We start from the raw sequence: 24,074 nt of genomic DNA on the forward strand, positions 1-24,074 counted from the left end.
GTCGCAAGGGCTGGAGAGAAAGCAAGCCCGGCACGATCAAATCCGACATTTTCCTTTCAATTTCGGAATTTACTGTGTCTTTCTTCCGACGCTCTGGAAACACGATTCCGCAGCATGGTTTACTCCCTGTCATGCTGTCTCGGATCTGGTCCCGGCGAACCGTGGACTCAGCCTTCTCCACCCCGGACAACAGCTTCGGTTTCCTGCGCCTGCTGTTCGCCTTCGCCGTCCTGGTCTCGCATTCGCTGCCCCTGGGCTACGGGCGTGACGACCCGGGCGCCGGCATCAGCAACGGCCAGACCGGGCTCGGCGAGATCGGCATCCTCGGCTTCTTCACGATCTCCGGCTTCCTGATCACCCGCAGCGGCGGCCGGCTGCCGCTGGCACGGTTCCTGTGGCACCGCGGCCTGCGGATCCTGCCTGGGCTCTGGATCTGCCTCATCGTCACCGCGTTCGTCTTCGCCCCGGTGGTGGCTTTGATCGAGCGGGGCAGCCTAGCCGGAGTGTTCACCCAGCCCGGCGGCCCGATCGGATATGTGCTGAACAACGCGTTCGTCGCGATGCGGCAATACGGGATCTCCGACCTCCTACTCGACACTCCGTACGGCGTCCGCACCGGGACGTCGGTCTTCAACGGCTCGCTCTGGAGCCTGCTGTACGAGGTGCTCTGCTACATCATGGTCGCCGGCCTCGCGCTGGCGGGTGTGCTCCGCCGGGCTCGCTGGGTGATCGTCCTGATGGCCGGCGCCGGCCTGGGCCTGATCGTCCGCGACTTCCTTCTGGCGCCGCGGATCCCCGGCCCGCAGGGTCAGCACGGTCCTTTCCTGGGCATCGGCGGCCTGGACACGTACTCACTGATCTACCTGACGTACATCTTCCTCCTCGGCGCCCTGTTTGAGTTGTACCGGCACCGGATCGTGCTGAACGACGGTGGTGCGATCATCGCGGCACTCGTGCTGGCGGGCACCCTGCAATTCGGCGGATTCGCAGTTTTCGGCTACCCCGCATTCGCTTACCTGGTGCTGTGGCTGGCCGTTCGGCTACCGCGCGGGTTCCGCCGGATCGGCCGCCATCAGGACTACTCGTACGGTTTCTATATCTACGCTTTTCCGGTACAACAAGTGCTCGCTCTCGTAGGCGTTCCCGATCTGGGCCTGGTGGCCTACGTACTGCTCGCGACCGTGGGCACGTTTGTGCTGGCCGTCCCGTCCTGGCACCTCGTCGAGCGACCGGCGATGGCGTGGAAGAACTGGACGCCCGGCCGTCAGCGGACCACGGCCGGTGACCAGGCGTCCGGGATGAACAGCTCCGGGGAGCCGCTGCCGTCGGCCGGAACGGTCCACACGTCGCTGGCGGACGGCCCGTTGCCGGAGCGAGGCAACCCGTAGAGCACGTGATCGTTGTCGAGCCACTCGATCTGGTCATCGACGCTGCGCTTCTCGGCGAGCAGCGTGCTGCGCCCGGAGGCCAGGTCGTGGACGGCGATCAGCCACTGGCCCTCGGCCTGGCCGTTGCGGGTCTTGAACGCGACCCGGGTGCCGTCCGGCGACAGTGACGGGCACTCGGCGTCCTCGCGCAGCGCCACCAGTTCCCGGGTCTTCAGGCTGCCCCGCACCAGCCACGTCTTGTCGCCGGACGCCGCGGTCGCGTAGAAGTGGTCGTCGTCACCGGTGAACGTCACACCCCACAGGTTGCGGTCCTGGGAGTTGTTGGGCCTGCCGTCGACGATCAGCTTGAAGTCGTCCTCGAGGTTCAGGCTGTCGCCGCCGTTCAACGGCGTCACCAGCGTCTCGGTGGAGAACTCGCCGGGTGAGGTGTAGGCGTGCCCGGCGACGAACGTCGTGGTCGCCACCCAGTCGCCGTCCGGCGACAGCCGGGTGCGGCTCGGCACTCCGGACAACGGAAGGTCACGGCGGACCGCCCAGTTCTCGTCCAGCACCTCGGCGCGGTACGTGGTGACGAACCCCGCCTTCGAGTAGAGGCAGACCGCCTCGCCCTGCCGCGAGTAGACCCGGTCGCATGTGGCCGGCGTGAACGCGCGCGCCCCGTCCGGGTCGTCCAACCGCACCACAGCGACCCGGCCGTAGTCGTCACCGATCGCGGTGCTGCGGAAGATGATTCGGGCCTGCTGGGACACCAGTTTCAGGTCGGTGACCGGCACCGGTGGCGCCTCGGCGATCTGCCGCTCCTGCTCCTGACGGGTGTCGATGATGTAGGCGACGGTGCCGGCCATCGACGCCACCAGGACGGCGCCGAACGCGGCCAGTTTGACTCGCACCCTCACGACGTGGCCTCCCGGACCGGCTCGGCCTGGTCGACGCCACGCAGCAGTCGGGCGCTGACGACGATGCCGGCCACGAGCAGCGCGGCGGCCAGGTACAACGCGGCGGACGGGCCCATGAACTGCCACAGGACCGCGAACATCAGGGACATCGCGAACCGGGCCAGAACCACGACGGTCTGCGCGGCCGCGATCCCACTCCCCCGCGCCGCCGCCGGGACACGCGGACTGATCAGCGCGGGTAGCACGCCGTCGGTCGCGGCGTAGTAGCAGCCGAGCAGGCCCAGCGCCAGCAGCGTGAGCGCCAGCCCGCCGCTCGGGACGGCGGCGACCAGGTAGACGGCGAGCAGCGCCACGTGACCGCCGATGAAGACTCTGGCACGCCCGACCCGGTCCGCGAGCCGGCCGACCGGGATGGCGAGCAGCAGGTAGACGAGGTTCGTACCGACGTACATCAGCGGGAACCAGCGGGCCGCGAAGTCGTCGCGGTGCTGGAGCGACAGGTAGAGGAAACCGTCGCCGACGGTCAGCAGGCCGAGAACGCCGACGGCGAGCAGCGGGCGCCGCAGTCGCGGGCTGGTCAGCTCGCCGAACAGTTTGCGCAGCGGCAGTCCGGGGCCACCGCCCGCGGTGCGCCGGTCCGGCACGAAGAGTACGAGCACCGCGACACCGATGATCCCGAAGGCGAACGACGCCACGAACACCGAGTTGTAGTCACCCGGCACCAGCAGCAACAACCCGAACGCGGCCAGCGGGCCGAGCGCCGCGCCGACGGTGTCCATCATGCGGTGAACCCCGAACGCGCGGCCGAGCACGCCCGGCTCGGAGACGTCCGCGATCAGCGCGTCACGGGGCGCGGTCCGGAACCCCTTGCCCAGCCGGTCAGCGGTCACCACGGCGGTGATCGCCACGAAGCCCTGCGCCGAGATCAGGGCAATCCTGCTCAGAGCGGATACGCCGTACCCCGCCACGGCGATCCACTTGGGCCGATTCGTCCGGTCGTTCAGGTAACCGCCGAAGATCCGTACCAGGGCGCTGACACCCTGGTAAAGACCGTCGACGACGCCGTATGCGATCAGGCTGAGCCCGAGCTCGGCAGTGAGGTAGAGCGGCAGAACCGCGGCCACCATCTCCGACGAAACATCGGTGAGCAGGCTGACCGTGCCGAGCAGGAAGACCGTGGCAGCGATACGGGGGCGCTGGCCACGGGGACCGCCCGCCCCGTCGGAGGCGGGCTTGTCCCGAATGGAGATGTACACGTGGTGCTCTCAGTCCTGTTGGTTCTCAGTCCCTGAGCGCGGCGGCCAGCGCACCCACGGTCGCCTCCTGCTGCGCGGGCGTGATCTGCGGGTACAGCGGCAGCGAAAGGATCTCATCGGCCGCCTTCTCCGAATTCGGGAAGCTGCCGGCCGGGTACTTGGGGTCGGCGAACGCGGGCGTCAGGTGCAGCGGGAACGGGTAGTGGATACCGGCGCCGACCCCGGCCTCGTGCAGCCTGGCCAGCACGGCGTCGCGGCGCCCGGGGCCGCCGGGGATCCGGATCACGTACAGGTGCCAGACGTGCTCGTTGCCGTCGAGGGTGACCGGGCGGACCACGTCCAAGCCGGACAGCAGCTCGTGGTAGCGGTCGGCGGCGGCGCGGCGGGTGGCGTTCCACCCGGCGAGCCGGGCCAGCTTGGCACGCAGCACCACGGCCTGGAGTGCGTCGAGGCGACTGTTGACCCCGACCACGTCGTGGATGTATTTCGTCAGGCCGCCGTGGCTGCCCAGCGTGCGGACCAGGGTGGCCTGCTCTTCGTCCGGCGTGACCACGGCGCCCGCGTCGCCGTACGCCCCGAGGTTCTTGCCGGGGTAGAAGCTCGTGGCCGCGATGCCGTCGGCGCCCGCGCCGCGACCATGCCGCAGCGCGCCCTGGCACTGTGCGGCGTCCTCGACGACCGCGACCCCACTGCCGGCCAGCGCCGCCCGCAGCTCGTCGGCGGCGGCGAGCTGCCCGTAGAGGTGGACCGGAACGACGGCCGTGGTCTTCGGGCCGATCGCGGACAGCATCGCCTTGACGTCGACGAGGTAGGTGTCGGGGTCGATGTCGGCCATCACGACGCGGGCGCCGATCCGGGCGACCGGCTCGACCGTGCCGACGAACGTGTTCGCCGGGACGACCACCTCGTCACCGGCCTTGACCCCGGCGGCCCGCAGTGCCAGCTCGACCGCGTCGGTGCCGTTCGCCACACCGACACAGTGCGCCGCGCCGGAGAACTCCGCGAACTCGCGCTCGAACGCCGTGACCTCGGGTCCGCCGATGAAGCCCGTGGTGGCGAGCACCCGCTTGAACCCGGCCTCCACCTCCTCGGCGACCTCGGCGTGGGCAGCTTGAAGATCGACGAGCGGAATCATGAGTTGTGGTCTCCCCGGGTCCTGACTGTCTTGAGCGGACGGGACCGTACCGCCAGAGAGGCGTGTGCGGCGTCTCAGTGACGACTATCCGGCATCGGGTTTTCCTTCACGGCACGCCCGCGATCACCTCGACTACTGTAGTCAGCGTCGTGCGGGGCGATGCCCCCCGAAGGGTGGGGCGATCCGTCCGTTCGGCTCGTGTTCGTCGATCCCCGGTGGTTCCGCCCTGCCTGAAGGTGTGTCCATCCGGGTGAGCGCCATCGGTATCGTCGGGCGTGATGAGATCTTCCGTCCCCGTGGGGCGGGCCAGGGGAGGCATTTTGAGTTCGACGGTGCTCGCGCCGGGGGCGGCCGGGACCGACGAGCGGCTCACCGGCGTGCCCGGCGAACCGCTCGCTCACCGGCGGTACCGGCGCATGCGGTTCATCCGGCGGTTCGAGGAGACACTGCTCCAACTGTTCGAGGAGGGTGCGCTCAACGGCACCACGCACGCCTGCATCGGCCAGGAGGCGGACGCGGTCGCGGTCACCGAGCACCTCACCGACGGTGACCACATCTTCAGCAACCACCGCTGCCACGGCCACTACCTCGCGCACTCCGGCGACGCGCTGGGCCTGATGGCCGAGATCATGGGCAAGGAGGCAGGCGTCTGCCGCGGCATGGGCGGCAGCCAGCACATTTGCGCGCCGGGCTTCAAGTCCAACGGCGTCCAGGGCGGCATCGTGCCGAACGCAGCCGGCATCGCGATGGCGAACCAACTGGAGGGCAACGGCGCGGTGAGCGTGGTGTTCATCGGCGACGGGACGCTCGGCGAGGGCGTCGTCTACGAGACGCTGAACATGGCCGCCCTGTGGAAGCTGCCGCTGCTGGTGGTCTGCGAGGACAACCGGTGGGCGCAGAGCACCCCGGTCGGCGCGAACCTGGCCGGTGACATGGCCGCCCGGTTCTCCGCCTTCGGCGTGCCGGTCCGCGAGGTCGACAGCACCGACGTGGAGGAGCTGAGCACGATCGCCGGCGAAGAGGTCGCCGCGGTCCGCTCCGGTGACGGCCCCCGGGTGCTGCTGATCCACACTTACCGGCTGTGTCATCACTCCAAGAGCGACGACGAGCGGCCGCAGGACGAGATCGACGCGCACTGGCTGGTCGAGCCGCTGGTGGTGCACGGGCGCCGGCTCGGCGACGCCGACCAGCTGCGGATCGACGACGAGGTGGAGACCGCTTTGAGCGAGGTCGTGGCGACGGCGCGGGCCCTGGCGTGATCTTCGCGAAGGAGCTCAACGACACGCTGCACGGCGCTCTCGGTGACGACCGGCGGGTGGTGCTGCTCGGTGAGGACATCGCCGATCCGTACGGCGGCGCGTTCAAGGTGACCCGCGGCCTGTCGACGGCCTTCCCCCAGCGGGTGCGGACCACGCCGATCAGTGAGGGCGCCATCGCCGGGATCTCGGCCGGGCTGGCCCTCGCCGGTTACCGGCCGATCGCCGAGGTCATGTTCGGCGACTTCCTGACGCTGATGTTCGACCAGGTCGTCAACCACATCACCAAATACCAGACGATGTACGCCGGGCAGGCGACCTGCCCGGTGATCATCCGCGCGGCGACCGGCGGCCACCGCGGCTACGGCCCGACGCACAGCCAGAGCCTGGAGAAGCACTTCCTCGGCGTACCGCACCTACGGGTCGTCGCGGCCTCGCTCTACCACGACCCGCGCACCGTCTTCGCCGACTTCCTGTCCCGTGACGAGCCGGTGCTCTACGTGGAGCACAAACTGCTCTACCCGCAGCACCTGACGCTGCCGGTCAACGGGCGGGTCGGCGACCTGATCGCCACCTCCGACGCGTCGCCCGGCGCGCTGCCGACGATCCGGCTGTCCGCGGTGCCCGCCGAGGACTGCTCGGTCAGCGTCCTGGCGTACGGCTACCAAGCGATGCTCGCCGCACAGGTGATCGAGCGCCTGGCCATCGAGGAGGAGATCTTCGCCGAGCTGATCGTCCCGGCGCAGATCGCCCCGATGGATTGGGCGCCAGTGGAGCGTTCGGTGGCCACCACCGGCCGTCTCGTCACCGTCGAGGAGGGCGCCGACGGGTGGTCCTGGGGCTCCGAAGCCGCGTCGGTGATCTCCCGCCGCCTGTTCGGACGGCTGGACCGCCCGGTCGACGTCGTGGCCAGCGAGCCCACGATCATCCCCTCGTCGAAGACGAAGGAGGCCGGGGTGCTGGTCGGCACTGCCCGCATCGAGGCGGCCGTCCGCGCCGCCGCCGCGTGAAGGAGACTTCGTGAATCCCGTCCTGGTTCCCACCAACGACGTCAACAGCGAGCACGGCATCCTCGTGATGTGGTTCGCCGAGGACGGCGCCGAGGTGGAGAAGGATGAGCTGCTCGCCGAGGTCGAGACGAGCAAGTCGGTCCTCGAGGTGCTGGCCCCGGTCGCCGGGGTGCTGCTGCACAAGGCCGCCAAGGGCACCGAGGTCCCGTTGAAGGACCCGATCGGGATGCTCTTCGACGACACGGCAGCCCGCGACGCCCACGTCATCGCCGAGGCAGCGGCCGTCTCCGACGCCGTCTCGTCGGAGGGACCGCGGGCGACCGTGAAGGCGCTACAGCGGGCGGCCGAACTCGGAGTCGACCTGGCCACGCTCAAGCTCGACCGGCTAATCACGGTCAAGGACGTCGAGGCCTTTCACAAGCCGGCCGCCGTCGAGGTGGAAGACCTACCCGTCCCGCTGACCGGAGCACCCGGCCGGCAACGGATCCTGATCATCGGGGCGGCGCTCGGCGCGACCCAGGTGCTCGACATTCTGGCCGGCAGCAAGACCCAGCAGGCCGTCGCGATCGTCGACGACGACGCGGCCAGGTGGGGCGCCGACGTGCACGGCGTGCCGGTGGTCGGCGGCAGCGGGCGGCTCACCGAGTTGTTCGCGGCGGGTGTCTTCGACGCGGCGATCATCGCGATCGGGAAGTCGCCGGCGGTCCGGGCCAAGTTCCGCAAGGCGTGCGAGGAGGCCGGCGTCCCGCTGGCCAACGCGATCGACCCGACCGCGAAGATCGCCACCGACGTGACGCTCGGGCAGGGCAACATCATCTGCGCGTTCTGCCACGTCGCGACCGGTGTGCGGGTTGGTGACAACAACTTCTTCTCGGCGTACAACTCGTTCGACCACCACAGCGTGATCGGCGACGACAATGCCACGGGGCCGTCGGTCTACACCTCCGGCATGGTCACCATCGGCAGCCGGACCCGCTTCGGCACGGGCATCGTCATCGAGCCCGACGTGGTGATCGGCGACGACGTGGCGGTCGCCTCGGGCGCCGTGATCGTCAGCTCGGTCCCCGCCGAGCACGTGGTCAAGACCAAGACCGTGACGACGACGGTCGTACCGCTGCGTCGCTGATCTCCGGCATGCGAAAGGGGGCCCTCGCGGGCCCCCTTCTCCTTCTGATCAGATGCCGCGCCGGCGCCACGACTGCCACCAGAGCCACTCACGGCCCTTGGCCGCCACGGCCGAGAGGACCAGCGGCTGCAGGTACGGCATGGCCTTCGCGCCGACCTTCCGGCGCACCTCGAGACCGCGAAACTCCGGCAGGTTCCGGTAGTCCGGCCAGCACTCCGCCGCGAACGCCACCAGCTCGTCCTCGGGTACGGTGGCGGTACGGCCGCGGTCGTACGCCCGGACCGCCCGCCGCAGGGCGAAGCGCGCCAGCCGGCGGTGGACCATCGCGTCCCACCGGTCCGCCTCCGGCAGCAGATCCCGGGTCTTGATCAGCACCGCCTCGTAGGCGGTCTTCCGCTGCCGCAGATCGTCCAGCTGACCGGCGAAGTCGGTGGCCGACATGTTCCTTCCGTGCAGCCGGTAGTACGCCTGGTCGGCCTGGACATAACCGACATCGGCATGCGCCGCGAGCCGCATCCACATCTCGATGTCACCGGCATGCGGCAGCTCCGGGTCGTACCCGCCCACCTTGTGCTGCAGGTCGGTTCGCACCACGACCTCGGGTGAGGTGATGCAGCCGGTTGCCTCCCGGAACCGCCGCTCCAGCCACCAGTGGCCGTTGTAGACCTTGGTGCCACCGGTACCGAGGTTGGCAGGCGGCGGCGGGCCGGGGTGCTGGAAGTGCACCGGATGCCCGTACGCGAACCCCACCTCCGGGTTAGCGTCGAGCAGCGCGACAGCCCGGGTCAGGGCACCCGGAGTCAGCATGTCGTCGGCGGACAGCAGCGCGCAGTAGTCGCCGTCAGCCCATTCGAGAAGGCCTTCGTTGTACGTCGCGATGTGGCCCTTGTTCTGCTCGTGCACCCGTACCTCGACGCGGGGGTCGGCCTCGGCGATGGCACGCGCCTTCGCCGCCGAGTCGTCCGGCGACGCGTCATCGATGATCAGAACCCGGACGTCGACCCCCGGGTTGTCGAGCACCGTGTCCACGCATGCCCGCAGGTAATCGCCGTACTTGTAGCACGGGATCACGACGCTGACCGAACTCACCTTTGTTCTCCCCATCAAAAGGCGGGCCCGGCGCCGGAATGGCGCCGGGCCCTTCAACTCACGGTGCGGTGGTGGTGAAGACCACGTCGACCCAGTAGTTGTTCCCGTTCCAGCTCGATGTCGGGAACACCCGGCTCGCGCTGGCCCGGAACAGACCGTTGCGAGCGGCGCTGGTGTCGGCCACCGCGGTCAGCGGGTACGCGCTCCGCGCCTGCGTGAAGTAGGCGCTGCTGTACGAGTAGAAGCCCACGTCCGTGTGGTACGACACGACGTACTGCGTGTTCGCGTTGATCTGCACCGGGGTTGCGAACTGGAGGGTCTGCCAGCCGCTGGTCGTCTCGTTGGAGAACGTGCCGGTCGCCAGTTCCTGCCCGGTCGCGGACCACAGCGTGCCCGTGTGCGTGCCGGTGTTGCGGTATCCCTTGTAGAACCGGACACCGGTGACATATCCGTCGAGCGCCGAGGTGAACCGCATGCCGAGCTCGAGGGCGTTGGCCTCCCCCGCGCTCTCCACGTCCGGGGTCGCCGCCGCGCTGAACACCGAGCACGGACACGAGACCCCCGCACCGGTGGTGAACGACCAGGTGACCGGCGAGGACATCGCGTTGCCCCACACATCGGTGGCCTGGACCGAGGCGGTGTGCTGCGCGCTCGCGTCCAGCACGTTGTCCGGCCGGAGCGTGGCCTTGCGGGTGGCGTCGTCGTACGACACCTTGGCGGGGATCGTGGCGCTGCCGGCCTTCAACGTGAAGGCGAGCTGCGACGGGTCCACGTCATGGTCGAACGTCGCCGTCACCGCGGTGTTACGGGCCACACCCGCGTCGCCGGCGGTCGGTGTCTTCACCGTCACCACGGGCGGAGTGGTGATCGCCGTCGAGGTGTCGACAACCACGTCCACCCAGTAGTTGGTGTCGTTCCAGGACTGGTTCGGGAACCCGCCGCCGCTGCCGTACTTGTAGACGCCGTTCGGGCCGGTCACCCCTGACTGGAGCTGCTTGACCACGCCCTCACCCGCGCCCTTCGCCTTGAAGTACGCGCTGGTGTACGAGTATCGCCCGGTCGGCGTGTAGTACGACACGATGTACGTGGTGTTGGCTGCGATCTGCACCGGCTGGCTGAACTGCATGGTCTGCCAGCCGCTGGCGGTCTCGTTGGTGAAGTTGCCGGAGGCGAGCAGCTTGCCGCCGGTGGTCCACAGCTTGCCGACGTGGGTTCCGGTGTTCGACGGAGACTTGTAGAACCTCACCCCCGTGACGGTGGCCGGCACGGAGACGCGGAACTTGGCGCCCAGTTCGTTCGGCGAGCCGTCCCGCGAGTCGACGATCGCCGGGACGTCGGTCCCGGTGAACGTGGTGCACGGACACTGCTGCGGGCCGACGGTCACGTTGATGGTCTTGACCGGCCCGAAGTTCAAGCTGTCGTCGATACCCCGCACCTTGATCTGGGCCGGGCCCTGCGCCGCCGGCGTCCAGGTGTAGGACCAGTTGGCCAGCCCGTTCGCCGCACGCCAGCTGCTGCCACCGTCAGTGGACACCTCGACGCGGCCGAGCACACCGGCGGTGTCCGACGCGGTGCCGCTGATCGTGAACGCGGAGAGCACCGGCACCGTCGCGCCCGCTGTGGGCGCGCTGACGTTGACGGCCGGCCCCACAGTGTCGGTGGACTTGGTGGGCATCGTGAGGTTCGACTGCAACGTCTTCGGCAGCGAGTCCATGTCGGCCAGGAGGTTCGCGGTGGCCTGCTGCATCCGCGGGTCCTCGGAGCTGGCGGGCCCGGTGTGCAGTGCGCTCAGGCCCCATGACCACTGCACCGTGCCGGAACCGAAGACCAACGCGTTGGAGACCTGGTCCCGGTACATGACGACGCTGTGGGTGGCGACGCCGTTGCCGTAGTTGTTGCCCTCGTCGAGGAGCAGCGTGCCGTCGGTGATCTGAAGAGTCGTCGACGAGAACCGGATCATGCCCGGCGGCCGGGCGGCGTTCTCCACGTCGGAGTCCCACTCGTAGCCGAGGGTCCCGGTCGGGAAGGTGGCCACCTCGCCCGCGTTGAGGTCCTCGATCGCCGTGTCCCGCCACAATCGCAGGTCTTTGAACTCCGACGACACCGTCATGGCGTCGTTGCGGTACCCGTTGACCGAGAAGAGCGTGCCGGTGATCTCGTTCTGCGGCTTGTTGCCGCCGGTCCCGGCGCCGGCCGGGTCCATCCACGTACCGGTCCACTGACCGCTCGGGTCGGGGACGCCGTTCGGCGGGTTCTGCTTCATCTTGGTCGTCTTGTAGCTGACGAGGGTGCGGTCCGCACCACCGTTGGTGGCGATCGACGGCTCGAGCCGGGTCCGCCAGAACGCCTCGTTGCCGCTGAAGAACGCCAGGTGGACACCGGCACCGCGGGCCGCCTTGACGTTGTCCCAGATGCCCTGGTCCCAGTATTCGTCGTGCCCGGACGACAAGTAGACCTTGTGGTTCTGCAACAACGACGGCTTGGTCGACACGTCGATGTTCGAGGCGTAGTTCAGGTCGTACCCGTTGCGCTCCAGCCACTGGATCATCGGGTACTCGCTGGACAGGATGGCGTTGTCACCGGCGATCCGCATCGGCCGGTTGTAGCTCACCTTGTACGCACGGCCGTCCGGAGCCGGACCGCCGCCCTCGTAGAAGTTCTGGCCACCCCACTTGTTGTAGGCCTGCCAGGTCTGGTCGGAGGTCTGCACCAGGATGTCGGCGTCGCTGTCGTCGTCGGACACGACGAACGGGTACGGCGAGTAGCCGCGGCCCTGGCCCTGGTCGAGGATCGCGAGGTAGACACCGGGAACCGCGTCGGACGGCACCGGCCAGGTGACGTTGGTGTCCCAGTTGCCGCAGTCGACCAAGCCGGTGGCCGGGTCCTTCAGGCACTCGTCCTGCTCATTGGCGGGAAACGTCGTGGTGGGCGATGTCGGCATCTGACGCGCGCCGTCACCGCCGTAGTAGCCAAGGCGGAAGAACTTGACCGTGAAGCTGGTCGGCGAGTTCACCTTGAGCCGCAGCGTCTCGCCGGGCTGAACGCTCATCTTGGTGGTGAAACCACCGATGTCGCCCCACGAGCTGTCGCCGTACCAGTCTTCGAGGGGGACGCCATCTTTCGAGTTCTCGCAGACGATGGGGTTGGAATTGAGGCCGCACGGGTCCTCGGCAGCGAGCACCACTGCCGGTGTCAGAATCGCGGTTGCGATTATCAGCGCGGATACCGCGCCTGTGGCGAGCCTGTGGATCACTCGACTCTCTTTTCATGGGAACGTGAGATCACCGGACGACCGGGTGCAGCAACCCGGGCGTCCGTTCGGGAGAGATGAAACCGCCGAAAGTCCTATTTCGGCTTCGGTACCTGCTTTTTGGTAGGTACGCCGTCGATGGATCCGACGACATTGTCCGACCACTCCCCGTAAGTCGTCGAACAGTTGGAGTCACAACCGCCGGCCGCGTCCCAATGGGTCGGGCCGAAGACATTGCCGGTGATCTTCAGGTCGACGCCGGTCTGTGCGTAGAGCCCGTATGCACCGAGCGAGATGAAGCTGTTACGGACCGAATAGTTCTGCAACTTGGAACCGTCGACGCTCTGCGTGAAGAGGACGGCGGTGATCGCCTTCCAATAGTTCGGCACCGGCTTTCCGGTGTACGCGTTGATGCCCGGCTCCAAGCGGCTGTTCTCGATCGTGATCGGGCCGGTGCCGCCGTAGGGGAAGACCCCGCCGGTGTGCGCCGCGGACGGATCACTGAGATTGGCGATGTAGTTGTCGTGCAGCCAGCTGTGGCGGATGGTCGTACGGGCACCGCACAGACACATACCGCCGGTGTTGGCGACGTCGACCCGGTTCATCGTGATCGTGCAGGTAGCGCAGTCATTGATCGCGTGATCGTTCAACGGTGTGCTCTTCTCACCGAGCCCGACCGGCTCCGGCCGGATGGTGACGTTGGTGAGGTTCAGCTTCAGCTTGCCCGATCCATCGGAGTTCACCAGGATCGCCCGGTTCGCCGAACCGGGCGGCGGCGCGATGATCGAGTTGGTGATGTTCACCGTGCCATGGCAGCCGGTGCCGATGTAGATGAACGCCTTGAAGTATTTACGATCCAGGTTGACCGTGCCGTTGCAGTCGTAGAGGTCCCACTCCTTGCTCTCCTTGTTATGCGGCTGCAGCACCTTGTAGCCCTTCGGCACCGGCAGCCGGGCATCGGACTGCTTGTAGCGCTTCACCCCGGGCGCACCGACCGAGTACCGCGCCGGGTACCGGCCGCCGCCGGTCGCATTCACCGCAAGCGCTGTGGTCTTGGTCGGTGCGGCGGTCGGCTCGGTGGCCGGAGACGGAGCTCCGGACACCGCCGGCGCACCGGACGGCAGGGCCCCGGCGCCGGGCAGGCCGGCCGGTCCGGTCGGCGCACCGTCGGAGGCGCCGGTTGCGGCGTTCACGCCGGGGGTCGGCCCGGCGCCCCGGTCGCGTAGCAGCACGACGGCTGCCAGGGCGACGGCCAGCAGGACGGCCAGACCCGCGGGAAGAAGGAACTTGCGCCGGCCGGCGGTCATGACATCTCCCAGGCGGTCCAATAGCTGTTCGGGTTGACGGCGTAGTTCACGGTCGGTTCCGGGATGTGCTCGACGCGGTGCCGGCGGCTGAGGCGGTAGATGAACTCCCAGTCCTCTTTCGGTGCCACCGACGAGCTGCGCCGCAGCCGGCTGAATCGCATGCCCGGCATCCGCCGGACGACCAGCGGATTGGTGTCCAGGAAGCACCGCTCCCAGGCGAGCTTGCGGTCGAACGGCACGGAGAGCACATCGTGCTGGGTCCCGTCCGGCAGCACGCGCAGCATGGCGGTGTAGACGGCATCGGGCTGCGCTGCTGCGGCCGCCGGTTCCTCGAGCCGTTTCAGTGCCGTCTCGAGATGGTGCGGATGCCAGCTGTTGTCGTCGTCGAGGAACGCGACGTAACGCGAGTCGGTCAAGCCCATGCCGATGTTGCGGCTGATTCCCAGCACGTTGATGTTGTGCCGGAGGCTGATGACGTGCAGCCGCGGGTCGGCGGGGAACTCGGGCAGCTGGCCGCCGCCGTCGTCGACCACCACGACGACCTGGTCACGGACGGTCTGCGACAACACCGACTCGACGGCACGGAGCACGCCGTCGGGCCGCTTGTAGGTCAGCACGACGGTCGCGACACGGGCGCTGGGGCGGACGCCGCCGGGCATGGTCGGCAGCAGCCGCCGGATCTCGGACCGTTCGAATCGGCCCAGACCGATCGCGGTGTGCCCGAGAACGACCTTGTTACGCAGCTCCTCGAGTGGTAGCCAGCCATAGCGGGCTCGCAGGCGCTGTTTCAGCGAACGCATCTGTCCTCGTTCTCCTAGGAGGTTTCGGCGGCCGCGAGCTTGGGCTCATCGGCGGGCGCCTCATCGGCGCCGGCTGCTCCGGATCGGAGTCCGTTGATGACAGGGAGCACGAACGGCACGTAGGCCGCGAGAGAAGCGAGACCAGCGGCGGCCAGGCCGAGGAAACCGCCACCGAGCCAGCGGTGGCCGGCCCAGGCGACCACACCCATGGCCACACCGCCGAGAACCGGGCGGACGCAACTGGCCAGGATCCGGCTCGCCGGAATGCCGAGCCGGACGAGCGCCGCCAGGAAGACGGGTGCGACCAGCAGGCCCGCCACGACGACGTGGCCCGCCGCGACACCGGGCACGCCCCACAGGTGAGCGAAGATCACAAGCACCGGCACGAGGGTGACGAGCCACCAGGCCTGCATCAGCATGAGTGTCTTGCGGACCCGGGTGGCCAGGCAGTCGTAGGCGAGCTCCACCGCCACGCGGAGCAGGCCCAGAGCGACCAGGAACTGCAACGCCACGCCGGCAGCCGCCCACTGGTCGCCGTAGACGAACGTGATGATCGGCGTGGCGAGCACCCCGAGCACCACGCAGATCGGCACCGCAGCCGCGATGACCAGGGTGAACGCCCGGACGAAGCCAGCCGCGAACCGCTCCGGCGACTCGTCGGCCAAGCGGGAGAAACCGGCGAACGACACCCGCCGGGCCGTCTCGGAAACCATGCGTACCGGCCAGCTCGACATGTTGAAGGCCATCGCGTAGATGCCGAGCGCCGCGGGGCCGAGCACCGATCCGACGACCACTGAGTCCACGTTGACGATGCCGAGTGTCAGCAGACTAGCCGACGCCAGCGGGAAGCCGTACCGGATCAGCTTCTTCGCCTGCTCGGTGTCCCAGCCGTAACGCAGCATGCCCGGAGCGCACAGACCGAATCCGATCAAGGCGAGCACGTTGCCGATCAACGAACCCCAGGCGAAGCTCATCGCGCCGACGCCTGCCGCCGCGAAGGCGATGGTCGCGGCCGTTCCGACGACGAAGTTCAGGATGTCCACAACAGTTCGCTTGAACTGCTGGAACTCACGGTTGAGCTGCCCCAGCGGGACACAGGCGATGCCGTCGATGATCACGCTGATGCAGAGCACGCGCAGCATCGTGGTGGCTTCCGGCGAGCCGAGCAGCTCGGCCACGGTCGGGGCGGAGACGTACAACACGACATACAAAGTGGTGCTGCTGAGAGTCGAGAGGGTCAGCACGGTCGGCGCGAACCGCCGGATGTCTCCCTCCCACCGCACGAGGGCGAGACTGACACCCATCTCGTTCAATGACAGCAACATCGCCAGCACCAGCAGGCCGACCGCGTACAGACCCCACTCGTACGGCCCGAAGAACAGGCGGGCGAGCACCACACCGGAGGCGAACGTGCCTACCCGGCGGACGATCGTGTTGATCAGGCTCCAGCGTGCGGCCGTGGCCACCCGCTGGTTCAAGTCCGTCACTGTGGAAAATCTCCGATTCTCGCCTGTTCACGGCGAGCCACGCTCAGGTAAGCACCCGACAGGCCCAACATCAGGAAAGTGGATCCGGCCACGATCGGAAAGCTCAGCGTGTCGAAAGTGGCCGTTACGACGAGGAGCACGAACCCTACGGCTACAAAGCCCTGACCGGTCTCCCGGCGTGCGGGATCGGCGAATCGGCGGCGGCCGGCTCCACCGCAATGAATGGTCGTCACATAGAGTGCGATGATGGCTACCAGGCCGACGATTCCGATCTCGAGCATCGCCAGTAGGTACTGATTGTCGGTGTATCGGTAAAGGTCGGGCAGGAACGTACCGGGACCCCGCCCGAACCACTGATGCCCTTCGAGGAATCCGTCCACGTCGGCGCTCGTGGCCGTACGCGAGTTGGTGCTGTTGTCCCCGCCGTTGAGCATCGCGCTGAACAGTCCTACCAGAGTGCCGATGAGACCGGGCACGACGATCCGGGTCGCGCCTATGGCCGGGATCAGCACGAGGAGGGTCTTGCCGACCCGCTCGGGCGTCCAGGTGACCATCAGCACGAGCATGACGATCACCAGACCGATCACTGATGTACGCGACACGGTCATGATCGAGGCGAGCGCGATCAGGCCGACCGGCAGCCAGCGCCGCCAGAGACTCCGGCCTTCGCCGTGGAAAGCCTGCTGGATGGCGAACGGCAGGGCGGTCACCATGGTGGTGGCCAGCTCCAGAGTGTTCGACGCGGTGGCGGTAGGCCGGACGAAGTCACCCCGGCTGATCAGCTCGGTAGCCGAGTTCGACTGGAGGCCGGGAATCACGATCCAACTGGTGAGGCTGGTCTTGAACAGGAACTCGAGCATCGCCACCGCCGCCACCCAGGCGCAACACCGGACGAAGAGCCGCAGCAGGCGGTCGATCTGCCGGTACTCGGTCAGCGAAGTGGTCAGCAGGATCAATGGCAGCCAGATGAGGAGCTGCAGCAGCGCCCGGTCCGCAGCGCTGTACTCCATCACGTCGGCATCGCGTCGGCCGACCGCGACGTAGGCGAGCAGCACCGCAATGCAGTATCCGAAGAGCGCCAGCCGTGGCAGGCGGGTGTGCTCGGCCGGCTTCACCCGTCGCATCAGCCAGCTGATCGCGTACCAGAGCAGCCCCAGCAGCAGGAACAGGTTGGCAACGGTACCGGTGGCACCGATGCTCGCGACGACGAGCCGGGCCGGGACCAGCAGCAGCAGAACGATGTAGACGGCTAGGAGCGAATCCGGTCCGAGCTGCCGCAACCGTTGCTGTGAGCGGTAAAGGCGACCCTGGCCGCGGCCATGCGGGGCGGTCGTCCGGTTCCGCGGTGCTGGGCGTGTCTCAGCTTCCGTTGATCCGGTTGACATCCTGGCCCCTGCGATCAACGCCGTTCGACTGGTATGTCCGGGCCATCCCGGACCGGCCGCTCTGCGGGCCTTCGCCATTGCCGGCACGCGGTGGTTTCGGCTTCTCGGCCGGAGCCGTGCCGCTGGGGCGTGGCGGAACAACGATGCGCTGCGTCTTCTCGGCCTCGGTCGAGATCGCCTTCGGACGCGCGACCGGAGCCGCCGACCGCTGGACCGGTGCCGGCGGAAGCGGGATGACCATCGTGCCCTCGATGTCGGCGGTCACGGATGCGGCGCCGGACGCTGCGGGCTTCTCGGGACCACCGGCCGCGGCGAGCGCCTTGCGGCGACGGGCTCGGCTGAGGCTCTCCACGATGAAGACCAGGATGAACGCGAGGGCGGCGGTGCCACCCCCGACAACGATGACCGGCTGGAGCTTCTCCTTGGTCTCGGCTTTGGGCTTCTGCGGCGGGATGACCTGGGTCAGCTTGATCCGATCCCGTTCCGAGACGCCGTTCTCCAGCTGGATGTCCCGAAGGGTCTTCTCGGCGAACTCGGCGAGCTGGGTCGCTGAGGCGAGCAGATGTGCCCGGTCGTCGCCGGTCAGGGTGAGGGTGAGGAACGGGCCCTGGGCGTTCTCCGCGAGGGCGACCTCGTACTTCTCGGTCAGACCCTGACTCTTCAGTTGCAGCACCGTGTCCGTCGACTGCAGCCGGCGCCCGAGGAAGTCGGCCGTGGCCACAAGCGAGCCATTGAAGTTGAGGAACGGGTTGTCCTGGCCCTGAGTCGCAGTCTGGGTCGCAGCGGGCGCGCTGAGGAGACTGACCATCGAGTAGGTCGAGTAGGTGGTGGGCACCACGGCATACGTGGCGCCGCCGAGGCCCAACGCCAGCACCAGCATCGGTACGACGATGTACCACCGAGAGCGCAGAATGCTCAGGATCTCGCCGAGGTCCACGGACGCCTCTCCAAAATTCCCGCCAGGACGTCGTCAGCCGCCACTAAGTTTCGCATCAGCATGCCACCCCGTGGCCACCCCGACATACGCTCGACAAGCTATACGACGATCCTATCGGTGGCTATCAGGCATCCGTTCCGGATCGAAGTTGACAAGACTCCGTCGGGGCGGCTAAGCAGGGCCGATGTATCTGCCCGACATGGCGGGTGTCCTCAGACGCCGGTGGTACGTGATCCTCGCCGGCGCACTGATCACCATGGCCGTGGCTCTCCCCGCGATCCGCACCCAGGACCGGTTCCTCGCTTCCGAGGTGCTGATGACCCAGCCCCCGGTCTCGCAATATGCACCAAATCCGGTCACCGGCCTGTACCCGTCCATTGCGATCACTGCGGCGGCGGTGGCCAGCCGGCTCAGCACGGCGGACGCCCATGAGATGTTCCGGGCGAAGGGGGTGACCGGGACATACCGGTTCGAGCCCCGCAACACGGGCACCCGGCAGGAGCCCCGCTACGTGATCGGCTCGATGTCCATCACCTACATCACCACCGACGAGGAGGAGAGCCTGCGCGGGCTCCAGACGCTGCGGGTCACCTTCGAGCAGGAGCTCAAGGCCATGCAGGACGAGTGGAACGTGAAGCACGACCTGCGGATCACCGTGGTCTCCCTGGTCCCGCCGACGTCCACCCTCCTCACGCACTCGTCGATGAGGTCGGCGATGGGTGTCGGGATTCTCGGTGTGTTGCTCAGCACGGCTGTCGCATTTTGGACAGACACGATCATTTCTCGGCGCCGATGGCGGGCCGCCGGGCTGTTGTCCACGGTCGATTCATCGAATCGGTCCGGTTCGCTGGTCCGTTCAGCCCCTTAGCTTTGGACGACGCGGCATGTCTACGCGAAGATTTCTCTGAAAGGTTGTTCGCGTCGACAGGTTCCGAAGCAGGGGGAAGAGTCTTGAAGAACCGGCGGCCCAGTGTCGCGATCCTGGTGGCGAACCTGCCCGCCGAGAAAGATCGTCGGGTCATTCGTGAATGCCTCAGTCTCGAGGCAGCCGGATTCGACGTGACGGTGATCGCACCGCGCGGTGATCGCAGTCTCACCGTTCTTCCCGGGAGTGAGCGCACCCGGATGCGGCCCTACCCCGTCATCGTCTACGGCAGCACGGTCCTGTCGTTCGCCCTCGAGTTCCTCTGGTCGTTCCTGTGGATCACCATCCGGCTCGCCGGCGAGCTCGTGCGCGGCCGGGCGCAGGCGGTTCAGGTCTGCAATCCGCCGGACGTCTACTTCCCCCTCGCGTGGGTGCTGCGGGCGCTGGGGCGGCCGTGGGTCTTCGACCACCACGACCTCTCCCCCGAGGTCTACGTCTCCCGTGGCGGTGAACCGAACCCGCTGGTCTCGCGGCTTCTGGTCGCCTTCGAGTGGCTAACGCTACGCAGCGCCACCGCGGTTTTCGCAACAAACCAGTCCTTCAAGGACAATGCCGTACGCCGTGGCGTGCGCGCGGAGAAGGTGACGGTGGTCCGCAACGGACCCGCCCACGCCGAGATCGCCAAGAAGGTGGAAGCGGTCGCCGGTGAGCGGCCCGAAGGCCCGCACCGCGTCGTATACCTCGGTGTCTTCGGCCCGCAGGACAACGTCGAGGGCGCTGTCCTGGCCGCCGAGGAACTGGCCCGGCTACGCGGCCGCAGCGACTGGCGGATGGTGCTGGCCGGTGACGGAGAGACCGCATCCGCGCTGCGCAAACTGACCGCCGAGCGGGGGCTCACCGATGTCGTCGAGTTCACCGGCTGGCTCAACGGCCCGGAGGTGGACGCCCTGCTGCGGGACGCCACCGTCGCCATCCAGCCTGACCTGCCGACCCGGATGAACCAGCTGTCGACCATGGCGAAGACGGTGGAGTACCTCGGCCGCGGCGTGCCGGTGGTGGCCGCCGACCTGATCGAGACCCGGGCCACTGTCGGTGACGCGGGCCTCTACGTGGCCAACGGCGAGCCCGTCGAGTTCGCCGAGGCGATCGACAGGTTGCTCGAAGACCCGGACCTGCGGGCGCAGATGCACCGGATCGGACGCGAACGGTTCCGTGATTTCCTGTCCTGGGAGCATCAGGCCGAGAAGTACGTCGCGGTGTGGAAGCGCCTGCTGGCCAAGCACCTGCCGACTCAAGGGCCGGCCGTGCGCATCCCGGCCCAGCGCACGCCCGCCGACGACGCCGCGACGACGCGGACGGACGCTCCGTGACCAGTGTGGTCATCGCCGCCCACAACGAGGCCGCGGTCATCGGCCGCTGCCTTGACAGCCTGCTGGCCGACGCGGCCCCGAACGAGTTCGACATCACCGTCGCCGCCAACGGCTGCACCGATGACACCGCGAAGGTGGCGGCGGCGCGTGGCGTACGTGTGCTGGATCTTCCCGATCCGGGCAAACCCGGCGCCCTCAATGCCGGAGACGCCGTCGCCGTGGGTTTCCCGCGTGTCTACCTGGACGCCGACATCCTGATCACCACCGACGCCCTGCGGGCCTTGGCTGCGGCGGTGACCGGCCCGGCGCTGGCTTCCACGGCTCGTCGTGAGCTGGACCTGCGCGGGCGTCCACTGCCGGTCCGAGCGTACTTCAGCGTCCACCGGCACCTGCCCGCCCTACGCAACGGCCTCTTCGGCCGCGGCGTGATCGTGCTCTCCGAGACCGGGCGGGCCCGGTTCGACCGATTTCCGGACATGGTCGCCGACGATCTGTTCGTCGATTCGCTGTTCACTCTCGACGAGAAGCGCCAGGTGGAGTCGGTGCCGTCGGTGGTGGCCACCCCGCGGACGACACGAGACCTGGTCCGGCGGCTGATCCGGGTGCGGGCCGGCAACACGGCGATGCGCGCGGCGGCCGCCCGGGGCGAGATCAAGGCCGAGGTACGCGCGGCCGGCCGCTCCTCCTGGCTCAAGGACGTCGTGCTGCGCCGCCCGTGGCTGGCGCCCGCCGCCGTCGGTTATGTCGGGATCACCCTCTACGCGGCCTCGAAGGCCAAGCGGAACCCGGACACCGGCTGGGGACGCGACGAATCAACCCGCCAGGAAGAAGCGAATGCCTGAGTACGTCAACATCCTGTTCCACGGCATCGGTGAGCCGAAGCGGGAACTGGAGTTCGGCGAGGATCACTACTGGATCACCGAGGACACCTTCGAGGCGATCCTGAATGAGGTCGCCTCTTGGCCGCACGTGTCGCTCAGCTTCGACGACAGCAACTCCTCGGATGTCGAGATCGCACTTCCGGCGCTGCTCGAGCGTGGCCTGACCGCCGAGTTCTTCGTGCTGGCCGGCCGTCTCGGCCAGCGCGGCAGCCTCGGCGAGGCCGACCTGCATGACCTGGTCAAGAACGGGATGCCGGTCGGCAACCACGGCATGTGGCACCACCCGTGGCGGGGCATGTCCGACGCTACGACCCACGAGGAGCTGGCCGAGGCGCGCGACCGGATCGCCGCGGCGATCGGGCAGCCGGTGACCCGGGCGGCATGCCCCCTGGGCCGTTACGACCGCACGACGCTGACCGCACTACGCCGGCTCGGATACACCGCGGTCTTCACCAGCGACCGGCGCCCCGCCAAACCGGGGCGCTGGCTCCAGCCCCGGTTCAGCGTCTACCGCCACGACACGCCGGAGACGGTCCGTGCCGCGGTGGACCGTTCCCGGGGGATTCCGTCCCGGTTGCGCAACACCGCAGCCGGGGTCGTCAAGCGCTGGCGCTGAGCTTTCCCGCCCACCGCACCACACTGGCCGGTCCCGGCTTCTCCCTCAGCCGGGACGGGCTGATGAGGTCGCGGGTGGCGGCACGGCTCGGCGCCTTCCCGAGGGCCGCCCGGCTCGCCTCGCGCAGCAGCAGCGCGGCCCAGTACGCCCCAGCCCGCACCCGGCCGTTGCGGCGGCGGAACAGCCGTACCTTGTTGAGCGTGAGCAGGGACCACAGTCCCGGCGAGACTCGCGAGTCGCCCTCCAGGTGGATCGCGTGGGCCTCGGGGACGTACCGCGTGCCCAGGCCGGCGTCACGCGACCGCAGGGCGAAGTCGGTCTCCTCCGAGTAGAGGAAGAAGAACTCGTCCCACGGCCCGCACCGCTGCCAGCTCTCGGCGCTGACCAGCATCGTGGACCCCTCGGCCCAGTCGGTCATCCGCTCCTCGGCGTAGAGGCGCTCGTCCGCGACGACCTCGCCGATCAGCGGGAACCGCCCGGCCCGGCGGGCACCGAGGAACGCGTCGCCCAGGGCCCGCAGCACGCTCGGCTCGCGCCGCATCGTATAGATCAGTCGCCCGTCGCCGTCGACGATGTTGGGCACCGCGATCCCGGTGCCCGGCTCGTTCAATGCCTGTAGCAGCCGCTCCACGCAGCCGGGCGTCAGCCGTACGTCCGGGTTGAGAACGAGAATCGCGTCGTGGGCCGGTGACGCGGCCACGGCCGCGTTGATCCCGGCGGAGTAGCCCGCGTTACGGCCCATCTCGACCACCGTCGCCTCCGGCGCGAGCCGGCGCACCGCCTCGACGCTGCCGTCACGGGAGTCATTGTCAGCGACAGTGAGGTGCCACTTCACGCCCTGCAGGCCAACCCGGAGGCCGTCGATCAGGTCGGGAAGCAGACGCTCGCTGTTGTAGGTGACGACCGCTACCAGAACTGTCATCGGGGGGCCAGCCTCGCCTTCAAACCGCGGAGCACCTGGCCGGTGCGCCCGCTCTTGAGCTTCTCGCCGAGCACGCCCTGCTTGACCGACCGGGACAGCGCGGACTGGGTACGGCGCGCGGTCGTGACCGTCCACGACCGTCCGACCCGGCCCGCGGCGACCGGCGTCTCCGCGTTCATCAGCCGGGTCTTGTAGAGCGCCTCGGACTTGCCGAGGTCGATCGAGCGGATGCCGTCGGCGGCGCCGGCCTCAGCCATCCGCAGGCACAGCAGGATGCCGGCGGAGTAGCGGGACAGGTCGACGTCGTAGGACGGGAACCAGTAGGCCAGCACCGACCGGCTGCGCAGGCCGAGATGCGCGGCCACGGGGCGGTCGTCGGCGTACACCGTGGAGACCACCGCGCGGCAGCCGTCGGCCTTCGATGCCAGCAGTTCCTCCAGCACGCCGTCGATCCAGCCGACGGTGAACCGGTCGTACTGCTGGGTGCGCCGGTACTGGGCACTCTTCCACTCCCGCAGCGCGGCCAGCGCGGCCGGGTCGGTGTCGTCCCACTCGAAGCGCTCGGCACCGATCTCACGGACCATCTTGCGCTGCTTGCGCAGTGTCTGCTTGACGACGTCACCGGCGCGGTTGCGATCTTCGACGTACGCCGCGTAGCCGCCCTCGAGACTCATCAGCGGCGAGGGGATGCGCTCGGAGTGGAAGCGCTCGAAAGGCCGCTGCTCCGCCATCAGGTGGTCGAACTCCCAGACCGGCAGGCGGCAGGCTTTGAGCAGGCCGACCGCGTCCCACTCCAGCCCCTGGCGGTACACGAGTCCCTGGCAGTCGGTGATCCCGGCGCCGATCGGCACGCCGACCACACGCCGGCGCACCTCGAACGGGAAGAACCCGGCGACGCCACCGGAGTCCTCCAGAACAGCAACGCGGGCGGCGGGCCGCTGATGGGCGACGGCCAGGGTGAACTCGGGTGCCAGGAACGGATTCTGCAGTCGCGGCTGGTCCTCCTGGAAATGCCGCCAGGTGGCCAGTTCGCCCGGGCCCAGCTCGTCGGGGCGGACCACGGTGATCTTCACTTCTGTTTCGCTCCTTGCATTGTTC

The 24,074-nt window shown here is 68.4% G+C and carries 19 protein-coding genes; 8 read left to right on the top strand and 11 right to left on the bottom strand.

Annotated elements, in window-relative coordinates; all coding sequences use genetic code 11:
- The first annotated feature begins 131 nt into the window (after positions 1 to 131).
- Complete coding sequence (locus tag AB0G04_RS06585) at positions 132 to 1,388, top strand: acyltransferase (RefSeq protein WP_360977475.1); 1,257 nt, start codon at positions 132 to 134, stop codon at positions 1,386 to 1,388.
- 892 nt (positions 1,389 to 2,280) lie between these two features.
- On the opposite strand, the gene AB0G04_RS06590 is transcribed toward AB0G04_RS06585, so the two are convergent.
- Together AB0G04_RS06590 and AB0G04_RS06595 are read right to left on the bottom strand one after the other, a co-directional pair.
- Complete coding sequence (locus AB0G04_RS06590; protein ID WP_360977478.1) at positions 2,281 to 3,540, bottom strand: MFS transporter; 1,260 nt, start codon at positions 3,538 to 3,540, stop codon at positions 2,281 to 2,283.
- A 25-nt stretch (positions 3,541 to 3,565) separates the two neighbouring features.
- Positions 3,566 to 4,675, bottom strand: a complete 1,110-nt coding sequence (locus AB0G04_RS06595; RefSeq protein ID WP_360977481.1) for a DegT/DnrJ/EryC1/StrS family aminotransferase — start codon at positions 4,673 to 4,675, stop codon at positions 3,566 to 3,568.
- 320 nt (positions 4,676 to 4,995) lie between these two features.
- Here AB0G04_RS06595 and AB0G04_RS06600 point away from each other — a divergent pair, with 320 nt between their 5' ends.
- From AB0G04_RS06600 to AB0G04_RS06610, 3 genes are read left to right on the top strand one after another with little or no spacing between them, the layout of a single operon-like run.
- Positions 4,996 to 5,934, top strand: coding sequence for a thiamine pyrophosphate-dependent dehydrogenase E1 component subunit alpha (locus tag AB0G04_RS06600; RefSeq protein ID WP_360977485.1), 939 nt, complete (start codon positions 4,996 to 4,998; stop codon positions 5,932 to 5,934).
- Positions 5,931 to 6,941, top strand: coding sequence for a transketolase C-terminal domain-containing protein (locus AB0G04_RS06605; protein WP_360977488.1), 1,011 nt, complete (start codon positions 5,931 to 5,933; stop codon positions 6,939 to 6,941). Before AB0G04_RS06600 ends, AB0G04_RS06605 begins: the two co-directional genes overlap by 4 nt.
- A gap of 10 nt (positions 6,942 to 6,951) precedes the next feature.
- Positions 6,952 to 8,067: a biotin/lipoyl-containing protein gene (locus AB0G04_RS06610; protein ID WP_360977491.1), complete on the top strand. Its 1,116-nt coding sequence runs from the start codon at positions 6,952 to 6,954 to the stop codon at positions 8,065 to 8,067.
- 48 nt (positions 8,068 to 8,115) lie between these two features.
- Here the strand turns inward: AB0G04_RS06610 and AB0G04_RS06615 are convergent, their stop codons facing one another.
- The 7 genes from AB0G04_RS06615 to AB0G04_RS06645 form a co-directional block, all read right to left on the bottom strand.
- Entirely contained in the window at positions 8,116 to 9,156 is a 1,041-nt protein-coding gene (locus AB0G04_RS06615; protein ID WP_360977495.1) for a glycosyltransferase family 2 protein, read from the bottom strand.
- 58 nt (positions 9,157 to 9,214) lie between these two features.
- On the bottom strand, positions 9,215 to 12,337 hold the full coding sequence (locus AB0G04_RS06620; protein WP_360977498.1) for a DUF4082 domain-containing protein: 3,123 nt from the start codon (positions 12,335 to 12,337) through the stop codon (positions 9,215 to 9,217).
- 164 nt (positions 12,338 to 12,501) lie between these two features.
- Positions 12,502 to 13,713, bottom strand: coding sequence for a hypothetical protein (locus AB0G04_RS06625; protein ID WP_360977501.1), 1,212 nt, complete (start codon positions 13,711 to 13,713; stop codon positions 12,502 to 12,504).
- Positions 13,710 to 14,513, bottom strand: coding sequence for a glycosyltransferase (locus AB0G04_RS06630; RefSeq protein ID WP_360977504.1), 804 nt, complete (start codon positions 14,511 to 14,513; stop codon positions 13,710 to 13,712). Before AB0G04_RS06630 ends, AB0G04_RS06625 begins: the two co-directional genes overlap by 4 nt.
- A 14-nt stretch (positions 14,514 to 14,527) precedes the next feature.
- On the bottom strand, positions 14,528 to 16,000 hold the full coding sequence (locus tag AB0G04_RS06635; protein WP_360977507.1) for an oligosaccharide flippase family protein: 1,473 nt from the start codon (positions 15,998 to 16,000) through the stop codon (positions 14,528 to 14,530).
- On the bottom strand, positions 15,997 to 17,280 hold the full coding sequence (locus tag AB0G04_RS06640) for an O-antigen ligase family protein (protein ID WP_360977510.1): 1,284 nt from the start codon (positions 17,278 to 17,280) through the stop codon (positions 15,997 to 15,999). Before AB0G04_RS06640 ends, AB0G04_RS06635 begins: the two co-directional genes overlap by 4 nt.
- 79 nt (positions 17,281 to 17,359) lie before the next feature.
- Positions 17,360 to 18,322 (bottom strand): hypothetical protein, encoded by a 963-nt coding sequence (locus AB0G04_RS06645; protein WP_360977513.1) that lies wholly within the window; start codon positions 18,320 to 18,322, stop codon positions 17,360 to 17,362.
- Positions 18,323 to 18,506: 184 nt separating this feature from the next.
- On the opposite strand from AB0G04_RS06645, the gene AB0G04_RS06650 reads away from it, so the two are divergent.
- The 4 genes from AB0G04_RS06650 to AB0G04_RS06665 all read left to right on the top strand — a co-directional run bounded on the left by AB0G04_RS06650 (position 18,507) and on the right by AB0G04_RS06665 (position 22,054).
- The gene (locus AB0G04_RS06650; RefSeq protein ID WP_360977516.1) at positions 18,507 to 19,190 is read left to right on the top strand and encodes a hypothetical protein; all 684 of its coding nucleotides are present in this window, start codon (positions 18,507 to 18,509) and stop codon (positions 19,188 to 19,190) included.
- A gap of 83 nt (positions 19,191 to 19,273) precedes the next feature.
- Complete coding sequence (locus AB0G04_RS06655) at positions 19,274 to 20,557, top strand: glycosyltransferase family 4 protein (RefSeq protein WP_360977519.1); 1,284 nt, start codon at positions 19,274 to 19,276, stop codon at positions 20,555 to 20,557.
- Positions 20,554 to 21,399, top strand: a complete 846-nt coding sequence (locus AB0G04_RS06660; protein ID WP_360977522.1) for a glycosyltransferase — start codon at positions 20,554 to 20,556, stop codon at positions 21,397 to 21,399. Before AB0G04_RS06655 ends, AB0G04_RS06660 begins: the two co-directional genes overlap by 4 nt.
- Entirely contained in the window at positions 21,392 to 22,054 is a 663-nt protein-coding gene (locus tag AB0G04_RS06665) for a polysaccharide deacetylase family protein (protein WP_360977526.1), read from the top strand. Before AB0G04_RS06660 ends, AB0G04_RS06665 begins: the two co-directional genes overlap by 8 nt.
- On the opposite strand, the gene AB0G04_RS06670 is transcribed toward AB0G04_RS06665, so the two are convergent.
- Positions 22,038 to 22,976 (bottom strand): glycosyltransferase family 2 protein, encoded by a 939-nt coding sequence (locus AB0G04_RS06670; RefSeq protein WP_360977529.1) that lies wholly within the window; start codon positions 22,974 to 22,976, stop codon positions 22,038 to 22,040. The two genes, AB0G04_RS06665 and AB0G04_RS06670, sit on opposite strands and share 17 nt — an antisense overlap.
- A complete protein-coding gene (locus AB0G04_RS06675) occupies positions 22,973 to 24,049 on the bottom strand; it encodes a GNAT family N-acetyltransferase (protein ID WP_360977532.1) in 1,077 nt (358 codons plus the stop codon). The genes AB0G04_RS06670 and AB0G04_RS06675 overlap by 4 nt, the downstream gene beginning before the upstream one ends.
- Positions 24,050 to 24,074 lie beyond the last annotated feature (25 nt).

The organism is Actinoplanes sp. NPDC023801 (genome assembly GCF_040639655.1).
In the GTDB taxonomy this organism is placed as follows: domain Bacteria; phylum Actinomycetota; class Actinomycetes; order Mycobacteriales; family Micromonosporaceae; genus Actinoplanes.

Bases quoted from the DNA above. Each gene is read 5' to 3' on its own strand.
- AB0G04_RS06625 (WP_360977501.1), bottom strand. From the start codon at position 13,713: ATGACCGCCGGCCGGCGCAAGTTCCTTCTTCCCGCGGGTCTGGCCGTC.
- AB0G04_RS06650 (WP_360977516.1), top strand. From the start codon at position 18,507: ATGTATCTGCCCGACATGGCGGGTGTCCTCAGACGCCGGTGGTACGTG.
- AB0G04_RS06585 (WP_360977475.1), top strand. From the start codon at position 132: ATGCTGTCTCGGATCTGGTCCCGGCGAACCGTGGACTCAGCCTTCTCC.
- AB0G04_RS06665 (WP_360977526.1), top strand. From the start codon at position 21,392: ATGCCTGAGTACGTCAACATCCTGTTCCACGGCATCGGTGAGCCGAAG.
- AB0G04_RS06595 (WP_360977481.1), bottom strand. From the start codon at position 4,675: ATGATTCCGCTCGTCGATCTTCAAGCTGCCCACGCCGAGGTCGCCGAG.
- AB0G04_RS06630 (WP_360977504.1), bottom strand. From the start codon at position 14,513: ATGCGTTCGCTGAAACAGCGCCTGCGAGCCCGCTATGGCTGGCTACCA.
- AB0G04_RS06670 (WP_360977529.1), bottom strand. From the start codon at position 22,976: ATGACAGTTCTGGTAGCGGTCGTCACCTACAACAGCGAGCGTCTGCTT.